The following is a 24,049-nucleotide window of genomic DNA, read 5'->3' as shown; positions in this document are numbered from 1 at the left end:
GCCCCGCCGCGCAGGCCGGTCCGTCGCCCTCGCGCAGCGGTACGGCTTTTGTCCCGGCGCCCTTTCTCCTGCGGCGCACGCGAAGTTCTCGGCATTCGGGTCGCGCTCGGGCATGTGGGCGCGAAGGGTGGGTAGGGACCCGGGCATTGTCGGGACCGAGTCGGGGAGATTGCATGACGGCATTGCCGCGCCGAATACGGCGTCCCCTTCCGCGTAGCGGTGGCATCCTCGACGGTCGTTATCGCCTGGGGCAGTTGCTGGGCGCGGGCGGTACCGCCGACGTCTTCCGGGCCGTCGATCTGCGACTTCGGCGGGAGGTCGCGGTCAAGGTCTTCCGGCCCGGCGCATGCGCGGTCACGACGGAACGGTTCTGTCAGGAAGCCGTGCTGCTGGGGCGGTTGACGCATCCCGCCCTCGTCACGGTGCACGATGTCGGTTGGCACGAGAGTTGCACGTACGTGGTGATGCGCCTGGTCAGGGGTGTCACGCTGCGCGAGCACATCCTGGACGGCCCCCTGACGGGCGACCGGGTGGCGAGGCTCGGCGCCCGACTGGCCGCGGCGTTGGCATACGTACACGCGGCCGGCATCGTGCATCGGGACGTGAAGCCGTCGAACGTCCTGATCGGCCCCGGCGACGTCCCGTACCTGGCCGACTTCGGCATCTCGCGTCTGGTCGACGAACCCACCCGCTCCACACCCGGCATGATCGTCGGCACCATCCCCTACCTGGCGCCCGAACAGATCCTCGGCCAGGGCTCCGGGCCCGCGTGCGACGTCCACGCCCTCGGCCTGGTCCTGCTGGAGGCGTTGAAGGGCGAACGCGAATATCCGGGAGCCTCCCTCGAAGCCGCCCTGGCCCGCTCGCTGCGCGCACCGCACATCCCCTCCCACGTACCCGGCGAACTCGCCTCCGTGATCGAGGCGATGACCCGAACCGATCCCGCTGCCAGGCCCGACGCCGCCGAGTGCGTCCGCCTGCTCGAAGCCGCCGCGTCATCGCCCACACCGACGTCCGGCGCGCCGCGCGAACCGGAAGCCGCGACCCTGCGCTCCGCCCACGACGGGGCCCCTCCGTCGACCTCGGCCCCGGCCGCATCCGGTACGAGGGTGGTGCGGCGGAAACGACATCGCCTGTTGTTGGCCACGGGCGTGGTCGCGAGCATCATCCTGGGCGCGACCGGGGCCACCATGGCGGTTCTCGACGACCACGCCGCCCCGGACGCGGACAACAGCCGTCCCGTCCGAACCGCCGACCCGCTCCCGCCTTCCGGTCCGCCCACGGGCCCGCCCACCACGGCCCTGCCCACCACGACCCCGACGTCCGCGGCGCCGCCCCCGGACACGACCGCTCCCGTCGCACCCCGGGAAACAACCCCCGCGGCCGACAACCGGGTCTCCGCACCCGCCGCCGACGACGAGTCCCCGACCCTCGATTCGAACAAGGAGCCGCGAAAGGACCCGAAGGAAAAGGAGAAAAAGAGCAAATCAAGCGCACCTCGCGGCAAGCCGGAGAAATAGCCCGGGCCCGCCACACACGGCCCGGGTGGGCGCCTACTCGTGGGCGCCGATCGCTGCGCCGGTGCCGAGCACGATGTCCACGCCGGTGGCATCGGCCCCGGCTTCGCGCCGACCCGCCTCCACCGTGGCCGGGACCCGACCACGGCTGACGATCCCGGCGACGCGCCCCCGGCCCGACCGGGACGCCCGCGGGGGCCACTATCCTGGACGCGCGCCGCACGCACGTAGGCGCGCGGGCCTCGCGTCGAAGCGATGCGGGTTCCATCCCGAGCACGTGCCGAATGTCGGCGCCGTTCGAGAGCACGAGGCAAGCGTGAGGGCAGGACGGCAGTGGACGGCGGGAAGCGAAGCGCTCACGATCTGATGGGTCGGGAGCGCGAGAAGTCGCTGCTCGCACAGGGCCTGCACGATGTCCGGGTCGACCGGCGAGGTACCGCGGTGCTGCTGCGCGGGGAGGCCGGCATCGGCAAGACCGCACTGCTCGACTGGACCGAGACCCAGGCCCGGGAGAGCGGCTTCACCGTGCTGCGCGCCGTCGGTTCCGAGGCCGAACAGGGGCTGGCCTTCGGCGCACTGCACCAGGTCCTGTGGCCGCTCCTGGAGGCCGACGACACACTGTCGCCGGCGCACAGGGACGCCCTGCATCGCGCGCTGGGACTCCAGGAAGGCATGCCACCCGGCGGCTTCGCGGTCGGCGCGGCGGCTCTGCGGCTGCTCGCCGACGCCGCCCGTACCGCGCCGCTCGCCCTCCTGCTCGACGATCTGCACTGTATGGACGCGTCCAGTGCGACGGTGTTCGCGTTCCTGAATCGGCGGATCGCCGAACTGCCGGTGCTCATCGTGGGCACCACCCGTCCCGACGACGGAGCGGACGCGAACGCGCACGACGGCTGGCCCACCGTTCCCGTCGAGGTCGGCGCGTTGACCCCCGCGGACGCCGGAGCACTGCTGCGGCAACGGTATCCGGCCATGGTCGCGACGGCGGCGAACCGGGTGCTGGAAGCGGCCGACGGAAATCCGCTGGCCGTGGTGGAACTGCCCGTGCAACTCGAGGAAGGGCATGTCAACGGCCACCTGCCGATGCCCGAGATGTTGCCACTGGGCCGACGTCTGGAACGCCTGTTCGCCGGTCGAATCAACTCGCTGCCGCCGGATTCCCTCCGTGTCCTGCTGCTCAGCGCGCTCAGCGGCAACACCGCGGCGGGCAACGTCGGCGCCTGGCTGCGCGCCGTCTCGGGCGACGCCGCGGAACGGACGCTTGCGCACATCGAGGCGAGCGGCCTGGCCCGACTCGACGAGTCGAAGGCCCTGGTCTTCCGCCATCCCCTGGTGCGCAGCGCGGTGATCGCCGCGGCCCCCGGCCACGCCCGGCGCGCGGCGCACCGGACACTCGCCGAAACGCTGCTGCCCGACGATCCGCGGCGACTCGTGCACGAGGCCGCCGCGGCACTCGTGCCCGACGAGGACCTGGCCGCGCGCCTCGAACACGCGGGTCGCCGGGTCGCGGGCCGGGGCGGCGATGCCGAAGGCGCGCTGCTGCTGGACCGCGCCGCCGCGCTGAGCCCGGCGCCCGAGCCGCGCGCCCGGCGGCTGACCTGGGCCGCCGTCATGGCCGCCCGGGGAGGCCGGCTGAGTTACACCGCGCAGCTCGTCGACGAGCTGAAACGGGGACCGGTGCCCCCCGACGTCGCCCCGTTGTTCGGCTACGCCGTGGTGTACCTCGACCAGAGCCACCACATCGACTTCGAGTCGTCGTTCACGCTGCTGCCCGAGGTCTTGCAGGCGCTGGCCCAACCGGGCGCGGACTCGTTCGGGGGCTTGGCCGAGCAGGCATATTTCAAGCTGCTCCTGGCCACTTCCCTCACGGACGACCCGCGTGGCTGGGACGCGCTGGAACGCCATCTCGCCACGGCATCACCCCTCGGCAGACTTTCCTACCGCGCGTGGGCGGACCCGGCCCGGACCGCGCACGGAGTGGCCGACGAGCTGCGGGCGCTGCTCGCGGACATGAGCGACGAGCAGGAAGCGGGCAGTGGCTGGCTCGCCCTGTGGACGGCGTCGGCGGTCGACGCCGCCGACGCGGAACTGCGGCGGCGATTCACCGGCCGGGACGGCTACGCCACCCAGGGCTCGCTGGCCAAGGCCGAGCGCTACCAGGATTTCCTGCGCGGGAACTGGGACACGGCCGAGATCTGCCTGCGGGAGGCGGAGGCCGCGGCCGACCTCGGCTATCGCAGCAATGCGCTGCTGTTCCGTTTCTACTACGCGCACTTCCTCGCCGGCCGCGGCGCCGAGGAGGAACTGCGCGCGGTCGACCGGTCGATCCGGCCCGTCGCGGTGGCCGCGCGGATGCGCCTCGTGCCGGACAACCTCACGCGTCTGCGCGGCCTGGCCGCGTTGGGTCACGGCCGGTACGAGGAGGCGTACGCGCACCTGGCCGAACTCACCGAGCCCGGCGTGCTGCCGCGCGGCCTGCCCTGGTTCCATCTCGTGTTCTTCGACTTCGTCGCGGCCGCGGTACACACCGGCCGACTCGCGGAGGCGCGCGCACACGTGGCAGCCGGCGAAGCCGCCCGGATGGAAGAGATCTCCGACCACCACGCCTTCCTGCTCGCCGCGGCCACCGCGCTGACCGCGCCGGACGACACCGCCGATGCGCGCTTTCGGGACGCGTACGCGGTGCCCGGCGCCGCGCAGTGGGCGTTCGAGATGGCGCGTTTGCGCCTCGCGCACGGCTCGTGGCTGCGCCGCAGGCACCGGGCCGAGGCGCGCGCCGCGCTGCGCGAGGCCCACCACACGTTCCGCCGACTCGACGCCGGCCCGTGGCGGGAGCTGGCCGAACAGGAACTGCGGGCCGCCGGCGACCCGGTGGGCGCGGTCGGTGCCGCCGGCGCACTCGGGAGCACGAACACGCTGCTGACCGCGCAGGAACTGCGCATCGCGCGGCTCGCCGCCCGGGGACTGTCCAACAAGGACATCGGAGCCCGGTTGCAGCTGTCGCCCCGTACGGTCTCCGCACACCTGTACCGGATCTTCCCCAAGCTGGGGATCACCTCCCGAGCGGCCATCGGCCGGGCGCTCGGCGGCGACTCCTGAAGCCGTCGCACCACGGTGTCACCACGCCGCCGCGCGGGGTGCGGAAGAACGGGATGCGGGGAGAGCGGAAAACGGGATACCCGAAAAACTGTGCAGCCAGGGGCACACACTCGGGCAAGCCGAGGACTCCCGCCGCGCGTCGGGTCCCTAGGCTGGGAACGGAGCCCATGGACCGCGGCCTCCCGACGGCCGCGGTCATGCCAGTGCAGGAGTTTCTGTGGAACCCGAACCCCGGCCCGTACGGCAACCGGTCGTGCTCGAACCCTTGGCCCGCGTGTTCGTGGACGCGTATCGGCAACAGGCGGTGGGCACTCCCGCTCCCGGACGAACGGCGGGCGGCTCCGCGTCGACGCAACGCGATCGGCTCCTCCCGCCGGTGCCCGGGGACGACGGGTTCGGGTCGCATCCCGACGTCGCCGAGGACCGCCTCGCGCTTCCCGGCGCCCGGGGCGAGCGCAACCTCGTGCGCATCGTCCGCCCGACCGACGCGGACGAGCCGCTTCCGGTGATCCTGTACATCCCGGGCCCGATCTGGACGCCCGGAGCGGTGCCGCCGCAGCGCGACTTCGAACGCGACCTGGTCCTGGGCACCGACGCGGCCGTCGTCGTGCTCGACACGCCCCAGCAGCGGGACGAGTGTTATCCGGAGACGATCGAACGCCTGCACGCCGTGCTCGACTGGATCGCCGCACAGGGCGCCGAGGACGGTCTCGATCCGCGGCGCATCGCGGTGGTGGGGGTGTCGACGGGGGCCAACCTCGCAGCCGGCCTCACCCTGCTGGCCAAGCGACGCGGCGGCCCCGAGATGGTGCAGCAGGTCTTGATCTGCCCGGCCACCGACGCCGCCGCCGACACCCCGTCGTACCGCGAATTCGCGGAAGGCTACTTTCTCGACGCCTCGGCGATGACGGCGTTCTGGGACCGGTACGTGCCCGACGCCGCGCTGCGCACGCAGAGCACCGCCTCCCCGTCGCGCGCCGCCGGCGCCGAGTTGGCGGGCCTGCCGCCGACGCTGATCGTCACCGCCGAGGCCGACGTCCTGCGCGACGAGGGGGAAGCGTATGCCGCCCGGTTGCGGGCCGCCGGGGTCGCCGTGGTCTCGCTGTGCTACCACGGCACCGTCCACGGCTTCGTCGCCTTCGACGCGCTGCGGGCCAGTCACGCGTCCACGGCGGCTCGCATTCAGGTCGTCGACACGCTCCACGTCGCGCTGCACGCCCGGCGCGGCTGAGCCTCGCGCCGCCGGATCGCCGCGCCCTCGCGCGGGCGGTCGGGCCTGCGCGGGCGCGGTCGCCGGCGCGTGAGATGCTGCGGACGCGCCCGGCACGCCGACGACCCGGGCATCGCGGTCCGTGGGCGTGGGCCGCCCGACGGGCCGAGGGAGGCCATGTGGACGTCGTACTGGACACCGCGTCGCCGCCCGTGGCCGATCCGGCGGCGACCGTCCAGGACGCCTTCGCCCGCCGGCTGGGCCGGGTCCGGGTCACGGTCCGCCCCGGGCCGTTCAGCGCCGTGCTGAGCGAGGCCCGATTCGGCTACGTCCGCCTTCTCGAGGTGCAAGCCGACGCGCTGCGCCTGGCCCGGACGTCCCGGCTCGTCGCCGAAAACCCCGGCACCGGCGTCGCCGTGGCCTTCCAGCGGCACGGCACGGGGGAGTTGACCCAGGACGGACGCGGAACCTTCCTGCGCGACGGCGAGCTCTGCCTGCTCGACCTCCGCCGGCCCTTCGCACTGCGCTGGCACGGGCGTTTCACGTTGCGCCTCGTACGGCTGCCGGATCGGGCACTCGCGGTGCCGGAGGCGGTGCTCGCGGCCGGCACCGGCCGGGCGATCTCGGCATCCGACGGCCGGGCCGGAATCCTGCTGCCTCTCCTGGAGCGGCCTGCCGACGTCCTGGCGCCGCTCGCCCCCGCCGTGGCCGACCGGCTCGCCGGGCACACGGCGGAGATTCTCGCCGCCGTGCTGACCGAGGCGGCCGCGGGCGCCGACCGCGTCCCCCGGACGGGTCGCCGCGCGATCGCCCCGATCGGGGCCTCGATGCCGCCCGCGGTACCCGAGGGTCGGTCGGGCAGTCCCGGCCGGGCAGGAAGGGCAGTCAATTGACCTAACACCGCCGCGACGCTGCGCAGGACGATCTTCGGGGCGGTGGATCGACGCCGCCCGATCCGGACGATTGCGGAGCGGTGATGCGGCCCCTGACGAACGCGGTGCCCCAGAGACCGGACATCTCGGACCGACCGCCGCCCGCCCCCGGCCACCTCGGCACGCACGACAACACCGTCATCCGGATCCCGGCGGGACCACAGGGCCCCCTCGACACCACCGCCCCCGGGCCGGACGAGAGCGAGATCGCCGTAGTGGTGCCGCTGGACGGCGCGGTCGTGCTCGCCGTGGACGGTGTCGAGCGGATGCTTCCCGAGGGGGCGTTCGCCATCCTCGACGGGCGGTGCCCCTGCACCATCACATCGCCGTACGGATGCGACCCGGCCGTCCTGCGTCTGCCGCGGACCCTGCTGACCGAGCCCGACGAGGTGCTGCGGCGCGCCGTGGGGCGGGTCCTTCCGGCGGACCGCGGCACCGCGGCGTTGGTGGTACCCGCCGCGGTATCCCTCTGCCGGACTCCGGCCCCCGCTCCCCCGCTGCTCGACCGGATGACACACCACCTTGCGGACCTGGTCTCGACGCTTCTCGCCGAACTCGACGAACCGCCGCAGGCCGGCCCGGAGACCGCGCTCATGAGCGACATCCGGTGGTACGTGAACTGCCGGCTCGGCGACCCCGGGCTCAGCCCCGAGACCATCGCCGCCGCGCACTACGTGTCCGTCCGGTATCTGCACAAGCTGTTCGAAGGCCGGGGCATGACGCTCGGACGCTGGATCCAGCTGCGCCGCCTCCAGGAGTGCCGACGCGAACTCGGGCGCCCGGGGTCGCCTCCCCCGAAGGTGGGGGCCGTGGCCCAGCGCTGGGGGTTCGTGAATTCGGGGCACTTCAGCCGCACGTTCCGCGCGGCGTTCGGGATGTCGCCCCGGGACTGGCGGGAAGCACGCACCGCCGCGTCCCGGAGCCATCGTCCGTAACGTCTTGGAAGTCCCCACCGCGCTTCGGCACGGCCGGGACGAATACCGGGCAGTCACGTGACTGATGCGGGTACGTGCGCTGGGCCGCCATCATGGACGAGGGCGGCCCAGCGGTCGTCCCGTTCGCAGCACGCCGTCGGGAGAACTCGTGACCATCGCAGACATCATCCCGTGCCCGCGTCCGGTCCGCACGAGCCGCCTCGGCTTCCTGCAGGTGGCCACGCTGGAAGCGGACACCGGGCTGCCGGGCTGCACACCGATGCGGCCGGCCGACGACGCCGGCGCGCACGTGACGATCACGATCCAGATCGACGGCACGGCACACGTGTCGCAGGACGGGCGCGAAACGCCGGTACGACCGGGCGAGATGTTCCTGGTGGAAACCCATCGGCCGTTCCGCGTGGAGCACGGAGGGCACGTGCGCCTGCACGCGTTCCACGTTCCGCGCCGAAGCCTGGGGGGCGCCGAGCGAAACGTGCCCGCCGTCACCGCCATCGCCTTCCCGCCGGACCGCGGCGTGGCGGCGATGTTCGCGCCGGTGCTGACCTCGCTCGCCCGATCCGCGCCGGACATCGCGCCCGCGGTCGGCGAGCGGCTGGCCGGCAACGTCGCCGACCTGCTGGCGACCCTGATCGCCGAACACGCCCCCGCGGCGAGCCCGGACCTCGACTCGGCGTTCGGCGAACTTCCGCGCCGCGTACGCGAGTACATCGATCGGAACCTGGGCGATCCGGAGCTGTCCCCGGAGCGGATCGCGCAGGCCCAGCGGATCTCGGTGCGGTACCTGCACCGGATGTTCGAATCCGAGGGGATCTCGGTCGGTCGGCTCATCCAGCGGCGTCGTCTGGAACGTTGCGCAGCGGAACTGGCCAGGCGCGGACGAGTCAGCCCCACCGTGTCGGCGGTCGCGCAGCGATGGGGTTTCGTGAGCCCCGCGCACTTCAGCAGGGCCTTCCGGGCGACCTACGGGGTTTCCCCGCGCGACTGGCGGGGCCTCGGCGACACCGCGGACCGGTGACGGCTCCGGGCGCTTCCCGGTGCCGCCGGGTTCGCGGGCTCAGGCCGGTCGAGCCGGGCGTGGGTGTACGCATCGGCCGGCGTCCACCGACCGCCGTGGACGTAGAACATATGACCGACCCGTTTCCTGCTTTCACAGGAGACGGGTCGGCGTGGCACCAAGCTTCGGAAGGCGGTTCGTGGTGCGCGGGTCCGGCCGGAGGTCCCGCGATCGCCGCCCGAGGCGGCTTGCCATCGGGCGGCGATCCCGGCGTGGCCGGCGGGTCAGCCGGTGATCGACCGGACGGTCTCGCCGACGGGGTCGGCGGCCCGCTCGCGTCCGGGGATCACCCGGGCGACGCGCGAGGTCTCGCCTCGGCGACAAACGCCGTGCACGAGCACGACGGCGGGTGTCAGGCCGACTCGAACGCGCAGCGCAGGAAGCCGGTCGCCTGGGTGATCGCGGCCTCGGCGGCGTGGGTGCCGCGCAGCGCGTCGAGCATCACGAAGTCGTGGATGATGCCGTGGTAGCGGACCGCGGTGACCTCGACGCCGGCCGCGCGCAGCTTGTTGGCGTAGGCCTCCCCCTCGTCGCGCAGCACGTCGGCTTCGCCGGTGACGACCAGGGCCTGGGGAAGATCGGCCAACTGCTCCTCGGTGGCCCGCAGCGGGCTCGCGGTGATCTCGGCGCGCTGCGCCGGGTCGGTGGTGTACTGGTCCCAGAACCACTGCATGCCGTCGCGGCGCAGGAAGTAGCCCTCGGCGAACCGGTGGTAGGACGGGGTGTCGAAGTTCGCGTCGGTGACCGGGTAGAACAGCACCTGGGCGAGCAGCGGGACGCCGCCGCGCTCCTTGGCCATCAGGGTCAGCGCCGCGGTCATGTTGCCGCCGACGCTGTCGCCGGCCACGGCCATGCGTGCGGCGTCCAGGTTCTTGGCCGCCCCCTCGGTGACGACCCACCGTGCGACCGCGAAGTTCTGCTCGATGGCGACCGGGTAGCGCGCTTCCGGCGAGAGGCTGTAGTCGGGGAAGACGACGGCGGCCCCGGTGCCGACCGCGAGTTCGCGGACCAGACGGTCGTGCGTGTGCGCGTTGCCGAACACCCACCCGGCGCCGTGGATGTACAGGATCACCGGAAGCGGGCCGACGGCCCCGGCCGGACGGACGATGCGCACGTCGACGCTGCCGGTCGGGCCGCCCGGAACCTCCACCCACTCCTCGTCGATCGCGAGCTTCGGGGTGTCACCCGACTGGACCTCGTCCACCGCCTTGCGCCCGGCCTCGGGTCCCAGGTCGAACAGGTACGGCGGGTTGGCGGTGGCCTCGACGAATGCCTGGGCCGCGGGCTCCAGGACCGGCTTGGTGCCGGTCGCGCTGTCGTCGTTCATGAGGATTCTCCTTCGCATTTCGGAAATTTCGGATGCCGCCTTCACCTTAGGCAGTGAAGGCCTTTCGGCATGCTCGTCGACGCACCGCATCGGACGGTCCGTGCACGGTCAGTGGCCGGGGCCGAGCGAGCGCGCGGCGCGCAGGATCAGATCGGTGACGGGCTCGGGATCGCTCACGGACACGGCGTGCGGTGCGCGTACGGTAACGGTGTGCGCGTTGGCACGCTCGGCCATCCAGCGCTCGGCGGCCGGTGGGATGTTGCGGTCCTCGGTGGCCACGAGGTACCAGCTGGGGATCTTCTTCCACGCGGCGGCGGTGGCCGGCTCCTGGAGTGCGGCCAGGGTGATCGGTCGCTGTCCCGCCGCCATGACCCGGGCGGTCCGCAGCGGAACACCGGCCGCGAACTGCTCGTGGAACAGCTCCTGCCTGATCACCAGTTCCTCCCCCTGCCCACCACCGGGCAGGGGGTACTGCCGGGTGACGGTCGCCTGTCCCAGGGTGCCGCCGGGGAACTTGTCGCTGAGGTGCAGTGCGCTCTCCCCGACCTCGGGGACGAACGCGGCGATGTAGACCAGGGCCTCGACCTGCGGGGCGTCGGCGGCGGCCTGGCTGATGACCGCTCCGCCGTAGGAGTGCCCCACCAGCACGATCGGTCCGGTGACGCTGTCCAGAACGCTGCGGATGTAGGCGGCGTCGCTCGCCAGTCCGCGCAGCGGCAGGGCCGGCGCGAGCACGCGGTGGCCGTGCCGCTGCAGGCGCTCGATCACCGTGCTCCAACTGGAGGCGTCGGCGAACGCGCCGTGGATCAGGACGACGGTGGGTGTGCCCGGGCGCCCGTGCGGCTTGCCCGAACGGTCGGCAGCCGCTGCCGGCGTCGAGGACGCGGCGCCCGGGGCCGCGGCGCCGGCCACGAGGGACGCCGTCGGGGTACGACGAGAAATCGGTGAGTTCATCGTTCGCTTCTTCACAAAGGGGTGGGGAGTGTGTGCGCCGGCCCGGACGAGCGGGCGGTTGCCGGTCAGTCGGAGGTGGCGCGGACGGCTTCCTCGATCAGATCGACGACCCGGCCGGGGTGGGAGAGCATCACCAGGTGGGACGAGTCGACCTCGACGGTGGTCATGCCGGCCCGCTCGTAGCCGTAGCGTTCCACGTCGGGGTTGATGGTGTGGTCGGAGGAGGCGACCAGGCCCCACGAGGGCTTGGTCTTCCAGGCGGCGGCCGGGGCCGCTTCGGCGAAGGCCTGCGCGGCGAGCGGACGCTGGGAGACCGCGAGGACGGCGGCAAGCCCGGAGTCGACGTCGGCGGCGAAGATGGCCGGGAACCGATCCGGCCGAACCGACACGTCGGTGCCGGTCGAGCCCTCGACCGGGAAGGGTGTGTAGACCAGGGCCTCGGCCAGGTCGGAGTCCGGGAAGCGGCCCTGCAGTTCGCCGAGGCTCTCGCCCGCCTCCAAGGCGTAACCGGCCAGGTAGACCAGTGCCTTGACGTTGTCCTCGGTGCCGGCGACCGTGATGACGGCACCACCGTACGAGTGGCCCACCAGGACGACCGGGCCGGGTATCTGCCGCACGACCGAGGCGACATAGGCGGCGTCACCGATCAGGCTGCGGTTGGGGACGGCGGGGGCGACCACGTCCAGCCCCCGGGCGATCAGCCGGGGAATGACCTCGGCGTAGCTGGATGCGTCGGCGAAGGCACCGTGTACGAGGACGACGGTCGGCTTGTCGGAAGACATGGGAATGCTCCTCATTGGCGTCATGGGGGTATGCGCGGCCGGCCGTGGGCGACGGTGCTCGTCCCGGGGGGCGATTCCGTCGCCGAACGCGCATCGCGTCGAACGGGTACCGCCGGCACATGGGGAACTCTAGGAACCACGAGCGGGGGCGGTTTATCCGTCCGTGCCCCGACCTTGGTCTGTCCGTGCCCACGTAGGGCACGGGGCTCGACTCGGGCGCCCCGGGAAAACGCACATGCTCGGGCCCATTGCCCGTACCCTCTGCGCGTGACGCTCATGAAGCAAATATGTGGGCGCCTGGCGCTCTTGTGCGCAGTGGTGGCCGTGGTCGTCGGCAATCTGCCGCTCTTCCTCCTCCCGCCCAAGGGCGCGATGTTGTATCCGGCCGTCGCGGCGCAGCTGTTCGCCGTCGCCTGGGCCGCGTTGTCCGCGGCCGACCAGCGCGGCATCGCGCGGGTGGACCTCGACAAGCCGGACACTCCCCGCGCGGCGCTTCGCAATTCCGCCTGGCCGGTACGCATCGGCCTCGCGATCGTCGTCGGCCTCGGCAGCGGTGCCGCGCTGATCCAGGTGATCGGACCCGACGGCGAGTACGGGCGCCGCGTGGCCGAGGTCCGCGAGGCCGGCGGCGGGCGCCACACCCTGCCCATCGACAGCGTCGTCGGCACGGCGCGCCGAACCGGCACGAGCATCAACGAGCAGGACCAGTACGCCGCCACGGTCACCGTCACCGTCCCGTTCACCGATGGCCCGCGCAGCGTCACCGTGCGGGGCGTGCGCACGCTCGACCCACCCGCCCGGGGCCGCGCCGCACATCTGGTCTACGCCGCCGACCACCCGGAACTCGGCGTCCACGACGACCCGTTCGGGTTCTTCGACACCACCTTCCCGATGATCTTCATATGGGCGTTCACCGGCATCCTCACGCTCGTCCTCGCCGCCGGCCTCACCACCGCGAAAACCGGCCGCCTGCGGGTCTTCCATCCGCGTGTGCATCTGCCGGCCATGCTGATCCTCGGCGCAGGCGGCGCGTTGCTACTGCCTCTCGTACTCGGCTACCCGGACGGCTGGACGGACATCCTCCTCGCCATCCCGGCCGCCGCGGCGCCCTGGGCCGCCGCGGCGTGGGTGATCGTGAAACTCGTGCGACTCCGCGGCGCGGACACGGTATTCACGCCCGCCCGCTTCGATGCCTGAGCCGCGACGCCGCCCGAGCACGGGAGTTCCGCGAACGTGCGCGAACCGCGCCGCCCTCAGCGGGACGGCTTCGCGGCGAGGTAGTCCTCCCAGGTCCGGACGCCCACCGCGTTCTCCGGCGTGACCAGTCCCCCGGCGCGGAACCCGGCGCCCGCCTTGCCCGGAACACGAACGGGCAGGATCCAGCGCCGCCTGCCGACCGCCTTCAGCCAGGAGCGTGCCAGGTCCGTCGCCCCGTAGACCCGCGGTCCGCCCATGTCCGCGACCCGCCCGGCGGGCGCGCCCTGGGCCAACTCGACCAGTCGGTCCGCCACTTCGCCCGGGTCGACGGGCTGGCACACGGTCTTGGACGGCACCGGGACGACGGGCCCCTTCGACAACACGCCGAACGCCGTGTCGAGCAACGCGGGGAACTGCGTCGCGCGCAGATTGCTCCACGGGATGCCGGACTCCGCGAGCAGCCGCTCACCCTCGACCTTGATCTTGTAGTAGGAGTACGGGATGCGGTCGACACCGACGATCGAGATGTTCACGATGTGCCCGACCCCGGCCCGCTTCGCGGCGTCCAGCAGGAACCGCCAGCCCGGGATGTCGTGCTTCGGCTTCCGGGTGTCCGACGCGCAGTGGATGATCGTCGCGACACCGTCGAACGCGGCGTCCAGTCCCTCGCCGCTCTCCAGGTCGGCGGTCACCCAGGTCACCCCCGGGTCGTCCGGGAGCGTCGTCCTGCGGGTCATCGCACGCACGGGCAGGCCGGTCCGCCGCGCCCGGTCCAGCACCTCGCGCCCGAGTACACCGGTCGCACCCGTCACCAGGATCACGTTCTCGCCCATCGCTCCTCCTCGCTACGGGGACGCCGCGCCACCGCGACGCCGCCCTCGTCAGCAAGGAACCGGACGGCTACGCGTTATGTGACAACTCCCGGCATTGTTCTCCGAGGAATTTCAGCTTCTCCGGATTCCGGATGATCCGCACGCCTGCGATGCCCTCCGCGCCGACTTCCACCACGGCTGCCGTGGTGAGCACCCCGCTCTCCCAGCCCAACAGCGCCGCGTCGCCGTTGACCTCGGCGAAGCCGAACTCCGTCCCGGACGAGAAGCGCTCCAGCAGACCCATGAGGAACCGGGCCACCTTGGCGCGGCCGGAGACCGGGCGCGTCGCCGCGGAGACCTTGCCGCCGCCGTCGGACCACGCCACGACGTCGTCCGCGAGGAGCGACTCCAGTTGTTCGAGCGCTCCCTCGGCCGCCGCGGTGAGGAAGCGCGCCAGCAGGTCGGACCGCAGCGCCGCGGGAGCCTCGAAACGCGGGCGCCCGGACGCCAGGTGTTGCCTGGCCCGCCGGTACGTCTGCCGGGAATTGGCCTCCGGCCAGTCCAGCACCTCGGCGATCTCCCGATGGCTGTACTCGAACGCGTCGCGCAACACCACGACCGCCCGCTCCGGCGGCGACAGCCGCTCCAGCATCACGAGCATCGCCATCGACACCGCGTCCCGCTGCTCGGCGGTCTCCAACGGCCCGAGCGCCCCCGCGTCGGTCCGCACCGGCTCGGGCAACCACGGTCCGACGTACTCCTCGCGTCGCGCCCGCGCCGACGTCAGCCGGTTGAGGCACAGGTTCGTCAGCACCTTGGCCAACCAGGCCCCCGGCGCGTCGATGTGCCCGCGATCGGTCGCATGCCAGCGCAGGTATGCGTCCTGGACCGCGTCCTCGGCCTCCGCCGCCGACCCCAGCATCCGGTAGGCGATCCCGAACAGCCGCCCCCGTTCCGCCTCGAACTCCGCGGTGGGGTCGGGATACGCGTCAGCCGTCACGAAACCCACCGTACAAGCCCCGCACGGCCGCGTGGACCTGCCCGTCACCGGGGCCGAGCCGCGGGGGCGGCTGGTATCGCTTGTGATCCCAGATCGGAAAGTCGGCAGCCGTGAAGGCGCAGCTCGATCGGAACAGCGGACGATCGCCCGCCACTCGGGGATCTCCCGGTCCGGCTCCCGGCCGTCGTGATGCCGCCGCACGAAGACGGCACCGTTCCCCTCGGTGGGCCGCGGGGATGGCGGGGCCGCGTTCGCCGTCCCCCGAAATCGCCGATCATCGGGACCGGTTGATCCGCGACGTCCACGAAGCCGGCGGTATCCGTGCTATGTTGATCTCAGTTGCAGTTGTGGTACCCATGAACTTTGTGTGCACCTGACGGGCGTGATCCGCGGGTGCATTTTTTGTTTGGCCGGTCATCTCCGGGTGGGCTCCTTGCGGCGACGCGGAATCGCACTGTGTGGATTCCGGTACTGCTTCCCAGACTAAGGAGAACGACATGTCGACCACAGGCACCGTGAAGTGGTTCAACGCGGAAAAGGGCTTCGGCTTCATCGAGCAGGACGGCGGCGGCCCCGACGTCTTCGCCCACTACTCGAACATCGCCGCCCAGGGCTTCCGTGAGCTTCAGGAGGGCCAGAAGGTCTCCTTCGACGTCACCCAGGGCCAGAAGGGCCCGCAGGCGGAGAACATCGTTCCCGCCTGACGCTTTTCGGCGTCCGTATCGGGGCCCGCCGCACCGTGAGGTCGCGGGCCCCGATACGGCGTTCGTATTTTTCCCGCAGGCTGCTCGTCCCTCTTTCCGAGGTCGTGGCGACGGCAGGCAACGCAGCACCCCGCCCGGCAGGCGGCAGCCGACGGCTTACGACCGCGCACCGCCCACCGCCCCCGGACTTTGCAGTCCGCTCCAGCCGGCCGCTTTTTTCCACGGCGCCGCGCCTTTCGAAGTGTGTGCGCGCGAATTCCTTCGCCCCACTTCGTTTCTGCTTTTCATTTCGGCTCGTTCTCGTGATACCTTGCGCGGCTTTCGGCTGCCGGGTCTCCGCGGTACGTGCCGTGTCGAGGAAGGTTCCCCGTGAACCCGAACGCCCGCTCCACCAATTCTTCGTACAGTTCCTCCTCCCGCGGCCGTAGCGGCGGCACCGGCGGCTACACCCGTTCGGCCGCCGGTGGCAGCGGCAGCGGCTACGGCCGTTCCGGCGCCTCGGGCCGCTCCGGCGGCTACGGCCGTTCGGGCGGTTCCGGCGGTTCCGGCGGCTACGGCCGTCGCTCCTCCGGCGCCCGGGGGGAGTTCGCGCTTCCGGTGACCATCACCCCGGCGCTGCCCGCCGTGGCCTCCTTCGCCGAGTTGGACATGCCGTCCGAGTTGCTGGCGACGCTGACCGGCCTGGGCATGACCGAGCCGTTCCCGATCCAGGCGGCGACGCTGCCGAACTCGCTGGTCGGCCGCAACGTGCTGGGCCGGGGTCGGACCGGGTCGGGCAAGACGTTGGCCTTCGGCCTGGCGTTGCTCGCCCGCACCGCCGGCCGGCGCGCCGAGCCCAAGCACCCGCTCGCGCTGGTCCTGGTGCCCACCCGTGAGCTGGCCCAGCAGGTCACCGACGCCCTTACCCCGTACGCCCGTTCGCTGCGACTGCGGATGGCCACGGTGACCGGCGGCATGCCGATCGGCCGCCAGATCACCGCGCTGCGGGCCGGCGCCGAGGTGGTCGTGGCCACGCCCGGCCGGCTCAAGGACCTCCTCGACCGCGGCGCCTGCGTGCTGGCCGACGTCGGTGTCACCGTCCTGGACGAGGCCGACCAGATGGCCGACATGGGCTTCATGCCCCAGGTCACCGAACTCCTGGACCAGGTACGCCCCGACGGCCAGCGGATGTTGTTCTCCGCCACCCTGGACCGCAACGTCGACCTGCTGGTGCGCAAGTACCTGCACGACCCGGTCGTGCACTCGGTCGACCCGTCGGCCGGTGCGGTCACCACGATGGAGCACCACGTGCTGCACGTGCAGGGATCGGACAAGAACGCCGCCACCACGCACATCGCCGCCCGCGAGGGCCGGGTGATCATGTTCCTCGACACCAAGCACGCGGTCGACCGGCTCACCGCGCACCTGCTCAACAGCGGCGTCCGCGCCGCCGCGCTGCACGGCGGCAAGTCCCAGCCCGAGCGCACCCGCACCCTGACCCAGTTCAAGTCCGGCCACGTCACCGTCCTGGTCGCCACCAACGTCGCCGCGCGCGGCATCCACGTGGACAATCTCGACCTGGTCGTCAACGTCGACCCGCCCAGCGACCACAAGGACTACCTGCACCGCGGCGGTCGTACCGCCCGCGCCGGCGAGTCCGGCAGTGTGGTCACCCTGGTCCTGCCCGGCGAGCGCCGCCAGATGGTCCGCCTGATGTCCGACGCCGGGATCACGCCGCAGACCACCCAGGTCCGCTCCGGCGAGGCCGAACTGACCCGGATCACCGGCGCCCAGGCGCCCTCCGGAATCCCGGTCGTCATCACCGCGCCGGTGGTGGACCGCCCCCGCCGTACCGGCAGCGGTTCCTCTTCACGCGGACGCCGCAGCGGCCCCGCCCAGGCCCGCCGCTCCGGCCCGGCCGGCCGCCCCGCGCCCCGCGCGGCCACCGCCGCCTGACCCGCGCACCGCGACATCCGGCCCTGAAGTTTCCGGCCACACCCGCCCCTCGGGCGGGCTTGGCCGGAAACTTCAGGGTCTTTCGTGCTCTTCGGGATGCTTCGCCGCCTTCACGACCTTTCGCCGCCTCGACGGAACAGCGGCGACCAACCGTGGCCGGCACAGGGCTCGCGTCCGGGCCCTCATCGGCCGGGCCGCGGCCGGCACTTGCTCGCGGAGTTCCCTACGGGTCGAGGTCGACCGGTTCGACCCGCCGCCGAATCCTGCCGTACGGGACGTGTCGCCTCCGTCAAGGCGCCTGCCCGGCCGCGTCGTTCGCGGGGTCGCGCCCGTGATGCAGAGCGGCGATCCGGGTGGCGCTGCTCGTGAGACAGTTCGCGACGTCGCGCAGGTGGGACCTGCTGTACGAGTCGGTCGACCAACCGAGGTCGTCCATGCCCTTGACGGCCAGGAGCAACTGCTCCGCCGCAGCGGCCAACCGCCGTGCCAGGGCGGCCATGTCCCCCGGGTCTCGCTCCATCGCCTGCCTCCGATCGTCGAGTGGGCCCACGGCCCGAGCGGTTTCCTCGTCGCGGGCTCCGCGGCGTTGCGGGTAGGGGCTCCCGCTCATGACGAGGGCCCCGATGCCGTGGCACCGGGGTCCGGGTCGGGGTCGTCTCACCATCCACCGGCTGCGAAGCCCGGTTGGCAGTTCGTCATCTGCCCACGTCTGTTCGACGTTTCCTTCGGTTTCGACATCGGGAAGATTAGCCACGCCGGGCGCGAATGTCTATCTCCGGCATGACAGATTTCACGAGGGCGACGCCCGTCGATATCGGCGCCACCGCGCGCCTCGCCGCTGCCTCTCCGGCACCCCTCCGAACCGAGACACGCTTGGCCACGACAGAAAACATGTTCACCGACTCCCCGATGTCTGATTCCGCCGGGATAGATTTTCGGCCCCGCCGGCGCGCTCACGGGTGCATAGGGTCGGCGCCGCGCTACTACAGGCGGGTCGCGGTCCGGATCAGGTCGGCGACGGCTCTGGACCGGCTGTGCGGCGGCCAGGCGATCACGGTCGTGACCGGCGGCGCGTCCAGCACGGGTACGGCGACGACGTCCCCGTGCAGTTGGGCTCGGCAGGACTGCGGTGAGACCATGCAGGCGCGGCCGAGCGCGACCAGCTGCAACAACTGGGCATGGTCTCGGACCTGCGGTCCCGGGCCGGGAGGGTAGGTGCCGTCGACGCCGGGCCAGCGGGGCAGGGGCAGGTCCGGCAGCGCGGTGACGTCGGCCATGTGCACGTGGGGCCGGACGGTGAGCGGATGCCCGGCCGGCAGGACCACGACCTGGCCCTCCGTACCGAGCTCTTCGGTGTCGAACCCGACCGTCGAGTCGAACGGCCGGTGCAGCAGGGCCACGTCGGCCCGCCCCTCGCGCAGCAGGCGTTCCTGCTCGGCCGGGCCGCACAGCACGACGTCGACCGCGACCGCATCCGGTTCCGCGGCGTAGGCGTCCAGCAGTTTCGCCAGCAGTTCGCTGGAGGCGCCGGCTTTCGCGGCCAGGACCAGACCCGGACGGCCGGTCGCGGCCAGGGCCGCGCGGCGGGTCCGACGTTCGGCGGCATCGACCGCCTCCAGGGCCTCCCGGCCCTCGGCCAGCAGCACCGAGCCGGCCTCGGTCAGCGTGACGGTGCGGCTCGTACGGTTCAGCAGCGCTCCCCCGAGCCGCCGTTCCAGTTGCCGGATCGCCCGCGACAGTGGCGGTTGCGCGATCCCGAGCCGCTGCGCGGCGCGCCCGAAGTGCAGCTCTTCGGCGACGGCGACGAAGTAACGCAGTTCTCGGGTCTCCACGCGGCCATGCTAGTGCCGCGCCCGGATCGATACCCGAGCGGTATCGTCGCCCACCCAATCGGTGTTGGACCCCTCGGCCGGGTCCGGGACAGCATCGTTCCCATGAGTGAACAAACGATTGCGCTGGTCACCGGCGCGAACAAGGGAATCGGGTACGAGATCGCGGTCGGGCTGGGTGCGCTCGGCTGGAGCGTCGGCGTCGGCGCCCGCGACGATCGGCGCCGGGAGACCGCGGTGGAGAAACTTCGCGCGGCCGGCATCGACGCGTTCGGCGTACCGCTGGACGTGACCGACGATGCGAGCGCGACCGCCGCCGCCCGGCTGATCGAGCAGCGGGCCGGGCGCCTCGACGTGCTCGTCAACAACGCCGCCATCACCGGTGGCATGCCGCAGGAACCCACGCGGGTCGATCCCGCCGTCATCCGGACGGTCGTGGAGACCAACGTGATCGGCGTCATCCGCGTCACCAACGCGATGATGCCGCTGCTGCGCCGCTCTTCCGCGCCGCGCATCGTGAACATGTCCAGCAGCGTCGGTTCCCTCACCCGGCAGTCGGGGTCCACCGGCGAGCAGACGACGGGCCCGGTCGCCGTGGCCTACGCGCCGTCGAAGACGTTCCTGAACGCCGTCACCCTTCAGTACGCCCGGGAGTTGAGCGGTACCAACGTGCTGATCAATGCCGGCTGTCCCGGCTTCGTCGCGACCGACCTCAACGGCTTCCGCGGCGTGCGCACCCCCGAACAGGGCGCGGCGATCGCCATCAAGCTCGCGACCCTGCCCGACGACGGTCCGACCGGCGGGTTCTTCGATGACGCCGGCGCAGTGCCCTGGTGATGTGCGCGCGGTTGCCGTCCCCCGCGTGAGGCGGTTCGCCTTCGCGTCGGGGGCGGCCGGTGGTTCCGCATCCGATCAAGACATCCAGTGCCCCTGTGCGCATTGGAACCGAACGGCCAGGACGGCAAAGCGGCCACACCCACCACCCGCGCCGGACCGAATTGTCCCGAACTCGGCATGAGTGGGGCCGTGCCGGAAACCCGTCGCACATGACACGCGAACCGCGGCCGGAAAACGAGGATGCCGACAACCGTGACGACGCCGATCGTGACCTCGACGTCGGTCCCCCCGAGCAGGTCGAGGAGCGGGAGCCCGACCATCCCACCGAGCTGCCCAAACGGGCCTGGTCGGCCGTGCTGCGTGGCACGGTGAAGGAGTTCAAGGACGACGAACTCGCCGATCGCGCCGCGGCGCTGACCTACTACGGTGTCCTGGCACTGTTCCCCGCCCTGCTGGTGTTGGTGTCCCTGCTGGGAATCGCCGGCGAGTCGACCACCGATCGGGTACTGGACAACCTGCAAAAGTTGGCTCCGGGCTCGGCACGCGACGTGATCAGCGACGCGGTACGCCAGTTGCAGGACAACAGCGGTCTGGGGTCGCTCCTGGCGGTCGTGGGCCTGGTGGTCGCCGTGTGGTCCGCCTCCGGCTATGTCGCCGCGTTCATCCGGGCCGCCAACGCCGTCTACGACATGCCCGAGGGTCGGCCGGTGTGGAAGGTTCTCCCGCTGCGCCTCGGTCTGACCGTCGCGCTGATGATTCTGGCCTGTGCCAGTGCGCTGATCGTGGTCTTCACCGGTGGTCTGGCCCGACAGGTGGGCACGGCCCTGGGGATCGGCGACAGCGCGCTGACGGTGTGGTCGATCGCGAAGTGGCCGGTCCTGGTCCTGCTCGTGACGATCATGATCGCGATCCTGTACTGGGCCGCGCCCAACGCCGAGGGTCGCGGCTTCACGTGGGTGACCCCCGGCAGCTTCCTCGCCCTGGCGATCTGGATGGTCGCCTCGGCCGGCTTCGCCGTCTACGTCGCGAACTTCGCCTCGTACAACAAGACGTACGGGACGCTCGCGGGAGTGATCATCTTCCTGGTCTGGTTGTGGATCACCAACCTCGCCGTTCTGCTCGGACTCGAATTCGACGCCGAACTGGCCCGCCGGCGCGCGATCGCCGGCGGCCTGCCCGAGGACGAGGAGCCGTACGTGCGACCGAGGGACACCCGCGCGTGGAGCGCCGACGAGCGCCGCCGCATGCAAGACAAGCCCTGACCACGCCCGCCCGGCGAGTCCCGACCGCCCACTCTTCCCGCCCGCCTCCCGGCCGAGTCGGAGTTCCGCGGTAAATCGGAAATCGTAAATCGGGAAACCTTCACAACAGAATAAAAAGGAGGCACCGGCAGAGCGGAAAAGGCGGGGTGGGGGGGGGGGGGGGGGGGGGGGCCCCCCCCCCCCCCCCCCCGTGGAGACGGGGGGGGGGGGGGGAGACCCACACACCGGAGCAACCGCCGCCGCCCCGCCCCCCCCCCCCCCGCCGCGGGGCCCGGGGGGGGGGGGGGGGGGGGGCGCCCCCCCCCCCCCCCCCCCCCCCCCCCCCCCCGCCTTTCGATGCAGTGCGAGGGGCGGATCTCCCTACCAGCGGTACCAGCGGCCGCGACGGCCACCCGCACCCGCAGAGCGGAAGACGAAGCCCAAAGCCCACACGACCAGAACGATCACGGCGATCCACCACAGGGCCTTGAGCGCGAAGCCGGCACCGAAGAGGATCAGGGCGAGAAGCAGGACCACCAGAAGGGGAATCATTTGTTTACCTCCGCCCCAACGTGTGCCCCACCCCTCCACACGCATTCCAGGTAAATCACGAGTTTCTGGAAGGCTTTCCGGGAAAGAAGGGATCTTCACCTTCGCCCCGCCGGACGCCGGACGCCGGACGCCGTGCCCGGGCACCGGACCGGGCACCGACGAGATCGGGGGTCGCGGTCGCGGCCTCCCGGTCTGGACGGGCGATCCGCCCGCCCGCACTTCTGCGAACATGCTCGAACCCCCGGTTGGAATCGGCGATCGAGGGCAGCGACAAGAAGGCTTGAACGTCGTTGGCACATCGGCGAGTTGCGCCGCGGGCACGAGTCGGCCGGGCACGGCGCCGGGTGGGAACACGGGACGCCGGATGGTCCGCCGTGGCGAACCCGCGGCTCGGGTACGGAACAGGGAGCGGACTGTGAGCACGATACGTCCCACGATCGACGACTCGGGAGCCGCGCCCGGTCGAGGACCGCTCGGGCGCGGCCTCGGTCGGGCGGCACGACCCGGTGGACTGGTCCGATACGACCGGGTGTTCTGGTGGGCGGCGCCGACCGTGTGTCTCGTCGCGGCGTATTGCGGTGTGCAGCAGGCGTGGGACCTGCTGGCGGCGATCGTGGTCGTCGCGGTGTTGGTGATAGGCGCGTTGTACGCATGCGGCGGGCTTCGCCCGGTGGTGCGATCCGAGCGGCGGCGATGGGCGCCGCGTACGCGGGCCGGTTCGCGAGCGCGTGCGGTCTCGTTCGCCGCCGTCGATGCCATGACCGGAGCCCGATTCGAGGAACACGTCGCGGAGTTGTGCCGTCGTGACGCGTGCCTCGACGTGGTGGTCAGCGGTGGCGCGGGCGACCTGGGGGCGGACGTCGTGGCCCGGCTTCCCGACGGACGCAGCCTCGTCATCCAATGCAAGCGGCTGGGCAGGACCCGCGCCGTGGGCAGCCCCGACATGCAACGCTTCGTCGGGACGGCGCGACCCGTACACGATGCCGACGTCGCGGTGCTCGTCACCAACTCCCGGTTCACCGCGCCCGCTCGCCGGCTTGCCCGAGCCCAGGACATCGTGACCATCGACCGGCGGGCCCTGGGCCGATGGATGTCGGGTACCGATCTTTCGACGATGCTGCTCGGTGGAGCGGGCGTTCCGACAGACGCTGCCGCAGCGACCGTCCCGAGCGCCGAGGTGTGGCCCGAGTCGACTACGGCGGCGCATTGCGACTGACATGTCGCCCGCACCCCGCCTCGCGCGACGCCCCCGCGCCGAACTCCCGTTCCTGCCGTCGGCATCGCACCGTGGGCATTTGCCAGAACTAGCCGATCCCCGTCGATCGCTTCACCACCTCCCCTTCCCCGTGTGAGTGTTTCGCTCGCTCGGGCACGAACCCGGCCTGCACGGTCACCCGCGTCGCTCACAAGGCGTCGCGGCGCAAGCCGGCGACGTGGTCGAGGCATGCCCCCACCCAAGGAGCCTCGATGAACCGCAGAACGACCACGGCCGGGACCGTCCTGGCCATGCTCGCCGGACTCGCGATCGGCGCGGCCGGCTCTTCCTCGGCCGGTGCCGACCCGTCCCCTCCCCCCGCCAACCCCCAGGCACTCGCGGTATCCGCCGCCGACCGGGCGGCCGCCAGTGGCCTGGACAGTCTCGCCAAGGGGCCCGACGAGCAGTACGAACGCCAACTCGTCACCCCGTGGGTCAACGACCTGTTCTCGGTCGCGTACCAGCGCACCTACCGCGGCCTCCCGGTCGTCGGTGGGGACGCGGTCGTGCTGGCCGACGGTCAGGGCCGGGTCCGCGCGACCCAGGCCGCCACCGGCGCACAGATAGCCGTCACCACCCAGCCGACCGTGGCGGCCGGCGCCGCCGAGGCCACGTCCAAGGCCCGACTCCCCATCGTGGACAAGGTCGAATCACATCGCCTGGTCGTCCGAGTCAAGGACGGCAACAGTGCACTGGCGTGGGAAACCGTACTGGCGGGTCGTACCGACACCGCGCCCAGCCGGTTGCACGTGTTCGTCGACGCGAGCACCGGAGCGGTACTCGACAGCTACGACGACGTCCGGGCCGGCAGCGGCAACAGCCAGTGGAACGGCCCCAACCCGCTCACCATCGACACCACCGGCTCGGGCAGCTC

General features: G+C 72.0%; 20 protein-coding genes and 2 pseudogenes. 13 read left to right on the top strand and 9 right to left on the bottom strand.

Annotation, left to right across the window (positions count from 1 at the left end; translation table 11 throughout):
* Positions 1-173 precede the first annotated feature (173 nt).
* The 6 genes from ACIBM5_RS44795 (at position 174) to ACIBM5_RS44770 (ending at position 8,711) form a co-directional block, all read left to right on the top strand.
* The gene (locus ACIBM5_RS44795; RefSeq protein WP_396012454.1) at positions 174-1,520 is read left to right on the top strand and encodes a protein kinase; all 1,347 of its coding nucleotides are present in this window, start codon (positions 174-176) and stop codon (positions 1,518-1,520) included.
* A gap of 330 nt (positions 1,521-1,850) precedes the next feature.
* A complete protein-coding gene (locus ACIBM5_RS44790) occupies positions 1,851-4,616 on the top strand; it encodes an AAA family ATPase (RefSeq protein ID WP_396012453.1) in 2,766 nt (921 codons plus the stop codon).
* Positions 4,617-4,833: 217 nt separating this feature from the next.
* Positions 4,834-5,847: an alpha/beta hydrolase gene (locus tag ACIBM5_RS44785; protein WP_396012452.1), complete on the top strand. Its 1,014-nt coding sequence runs from the start codon at positions 4,834-4,836 to the stop codon at positions 5,845-5,847.
* Positions 5,848-6,005: 158 nt separating this feature from the next.
* Positions 6,006-6,719: a hypothetical protein gene (locus tag ACIBM5_RS44780; RefSeq protein WP_396012451.1), complete on the top strand. Its 714-nt coding sequence runs from the start codon at positions 6,006-6,008 to the stop codon at positions 6,717-6,719.
* Between the two features lie 83 nt (positions 6,720-6,802).
* A complete protein-coding gene (locus ACIBM5_RS44775) occupies positions 6,803-7,693 on the top strand; it encodes an AraC family transcriptional regulator (RefSeq protein WP_396012450.1) in 891 nt (296 codons plus the stop codon).
* A gap of 148 nt (positions 7,694-7,841) precedes the next feature.
* Complete coding sequence (locus ACIBM5_RS44770) at positions 7,842-8,711, top strand: helix-turn-helix domain-containing protein (protein WP_396012449.1); 870 nt, start codon at positions 7,842-7,844, stop codon at positions 8,709-8,711.
* Between the two features lie 391 nt (positions 8,712-9,102).
* Here the strand turns inward: ACIBM5_RS44770 and ACIBM5_RS44765 are convergent, their stop codons facing one another.
* The 3 genes from ACIBM5_RS44765 to ACIBM5_RS44755 form a co-directional block, all read right to left on the bottom strand.
* Positions 9,103-10,077 (bottom strand): alpha/beta hydrolase, encoded by a 975-nt coding sequence (locus ACIBM5_RS44765; RefSeq protein WP_396012448.1) that lies wholly within the window; start codon positions 10,075-10,077, stop codon positions 9,103-9,105.
* Positions 10,078-10,185: 108 nt separating this feature from the next.
* Positions 10,186-11,031: an alpha/beta fold hydrolase gene (locus ACIBM5_RS44760; protein ID WP_396012447.1), complete on the bottom strand. Its 846-nt coding sequence runs from the start codon at positions 11,029-11,031 to the stop codon at positions 10,186-10,188.
* Between the two features lie 65 nt (positions 11,032-11,096).
* Positions 11,097-11,813 carry an alpha/beta fold hydrolase gene (locus ACIBM5_RS44755; RefSeq protein ID WP_396012446.1) on the bottom strand — a complete coding sequence of 239 codons (717 nt, stop codon included), beginning with the start codon at positions 11,811-11,813 and terminating at the stop codon, positions 11,097-11,099.
* 267 nt (positions 11,814-12,080) lie between these two features.
* Here ACIBM5_RS44755 and ACIBM5_RS44750 point away from each other — a divergent pair, with 267 nt between their 5' ends.
* Positions 12,081-13,010, top strand: a complete 930-nt coding sequence (locus tag ACIBM5_RS44750; RefSeq protein ID WP_396012445.1) for a hypothetical protein — start codon at positions 12,081-12,083, stop codon at positions 13,008-13,010.
* A gap of 56 nt (positions 13,011-13,066) precedes the next feature.
* On the opposite strand, the gene ACIBM5_RS44745 is transcribed toward ACIBM5_RS44750, so the two are convergent.
* The 3 genes and pseudogenes from ACIBM5_RS44745 to ACIBM5_RS44735 form a co-directional block, all read right to left on the bottom strand.
* On the bottom strand, positions 13,067-13,843 hold the full coding sequence (locus ACIBM5_RS44745; protein ID WP_396012444.1) for an SDR family oxidoreductase: 777 nt from the start codon (positions 13,841-13,843) through the stop codon (positions 13,067-13,069).
* A 67-nt stretch (positions 13,844-13,910) separates the two neighbouring features.
* Positions 13,911-14,822, bottom strand: a complete 912-nt coding sequence (locus ACIBM5_RS44740) for an RNA polymerase sigma-70 factor (protein WP_396012443.1) — start codon at positions 14,820-14,822, stop codon at positions 13,911-13,913.
* A gap of 34 nt (positions 14,823-14,856) precedes the next feature.
* Positions 14,857-14,967 (bottom strand): annotated as a pseudogene (locus tag ACIBM5_RS44735) ((2Fe-2S)-binding protein); the annotation flags it as partial.
* A gap of 352 nt (positions 14,968-15,319) precedes the next feature.
* On the opposite strand from ACIBM5_RS44735, the gene ACIBM5_RS44730 reads away from it, so the two are divergent.
* Together ACIBM5_RS44730 and ACIBM5_RS44725 are read left to right on the top strand one after the other, a co-directional pair.
* Entirely contained in the window at positions 15,320-15,526 is a 207-nt protein-coding gene (locus tag ACIBM5_RS44730) for a cold-shock protein (protein ID WP_355548848.1), read from the top strand.
* 369 nt (positions 15,527-15,895) lie between these two features.
* Positions 15,896-17,461 (top strand): DEAD/DEAH box helicase, encoded by a 1,566-nt coding sequence (locus tag ACIBM5_RS44725; RefSeq protein WP_396012442.1) that lies wholly within the window; start codon positions 15,896-15,898, stop codon positions 17,459-17,461.
* Positions 17,462-17,750: 289 nt separating this feature from the next.
* On the opposite strand, the gene ACIBM5_RS44720 is transcribed toward ACIBM5_RS44725, so the two are convergent.
* Both ACIBM5_RS44720 and ACIBM5_RS44715 read right to left on the bottom strand, forming a co-directional pair.
* A complete protein-coding gene (locus ACIBM5_RS44720; protein ID WP_391589744.1) occupies positions 17,751-17,981 on the bottom strand; it encodes a hypothetical protein in 231 nt (76 codons plus the stop codon).
* 463 nt (positions 17,982-18,444) lie between these two features.
* On the bottom strand, positions 18,445-19,293 hold the full coding sequence (locus tag ACIBM5_RS44715) for a LysR family transcriptional regulator (RefSeq protein ID WP_396012440.1): 849 nt from the start codon (positions 19,291-19,293) through the stop codon (positions 18,445-18,447).
* Between the two features lie 102 nt (positions 19,294-19,395).
* Between ACIBM5_RS44715 and ACIBM5_RS44710 the strand changes: the two genes are divergently transcribed.
* Both ACIBM5_RS44710 and ACIBM5_RS44705 read left to right on the top strand, forming a co-directional pair.
* Positions 19,396-20,127: an SDR family NAD(P)-dependent oxidoreductase gene (locus tag ACIBM5_RS44710; RefSeq protein ID WP_396012439.1), complete on the top strand. Its 732-nt coding sequence runs from the start codon at positions 19,396-19,398 to the stop codon at positions 20,125-20,127.
* A gap of 209 nt (positions 20,128-20,336) precedes the next feature.
* Positions 20,337-21,389, top strand: a complete 1,053-nt coding sequence (locus ACIBM5_RS44705) for a YihY/virulence factor BrkB family protein (RefSeq protein ID WP_396012438.1) — start codon at positions 20,337-20,339, stop codon at positions 21,387-21,389.
* Between the two features lie 360 nt (positions 21,390-21,749).
* Here the strand turns inward: ACIBM5_RS44705 and ACIBM5_RS44700 are convergent, their stop codons facing one another.
* Positions 21,750-21,920 carry a DUF5670 family protein gene (locus ACIBM5_RS44700; RefSeq protein WP_380002274.1) on the bottom strand — a complete coding sequence of 57 codons (171 nt, stop codon included), beginning with the start codon at positions 21,918-21,920 and terminating at the stop codon, positions 21,750-21,752.
* Between the two features lie 415 nt (positions 21,921-22,335).
* Between ACIBM5_RS44700 and ACIBM5_RS44695 the strand changes: the two genes are divergently transcribed.
* The gene (locus tag ACIBM5_RS44695; protein WP_396012437.1) at positions 22,336-23,136 is read left to right on the top strand and encodes a restriction endonuclease; all 801 of its coding nucleotides are present in this window, start codon (positions 22,336-22,338) and stop codon (positions 23,134-23,136) included.
* A gap of 251 nt (positions 23,137-23,387) precedes the next feature.
* Positions 23,388-24,049 (top strand): annotated as a pseudogene (locus tag ACIBM5_RS44690) (peptidase M28); the annotation flags it as partial.

Origin of the sequence: Embleya sp. NPDC050493 (assembly GCF_044458105.1) — a bacterium.
Lineage (GTDB): Bacteria > Actinomycetota > Actinomycetes > Streptomycetales > Streptomycetaceae > Embleya.
The sequence above is the reverse complement of the archived record's forward strand: the minus strand, read 5'-3'. Positions and strand labels throughout refer to the sequence as shown.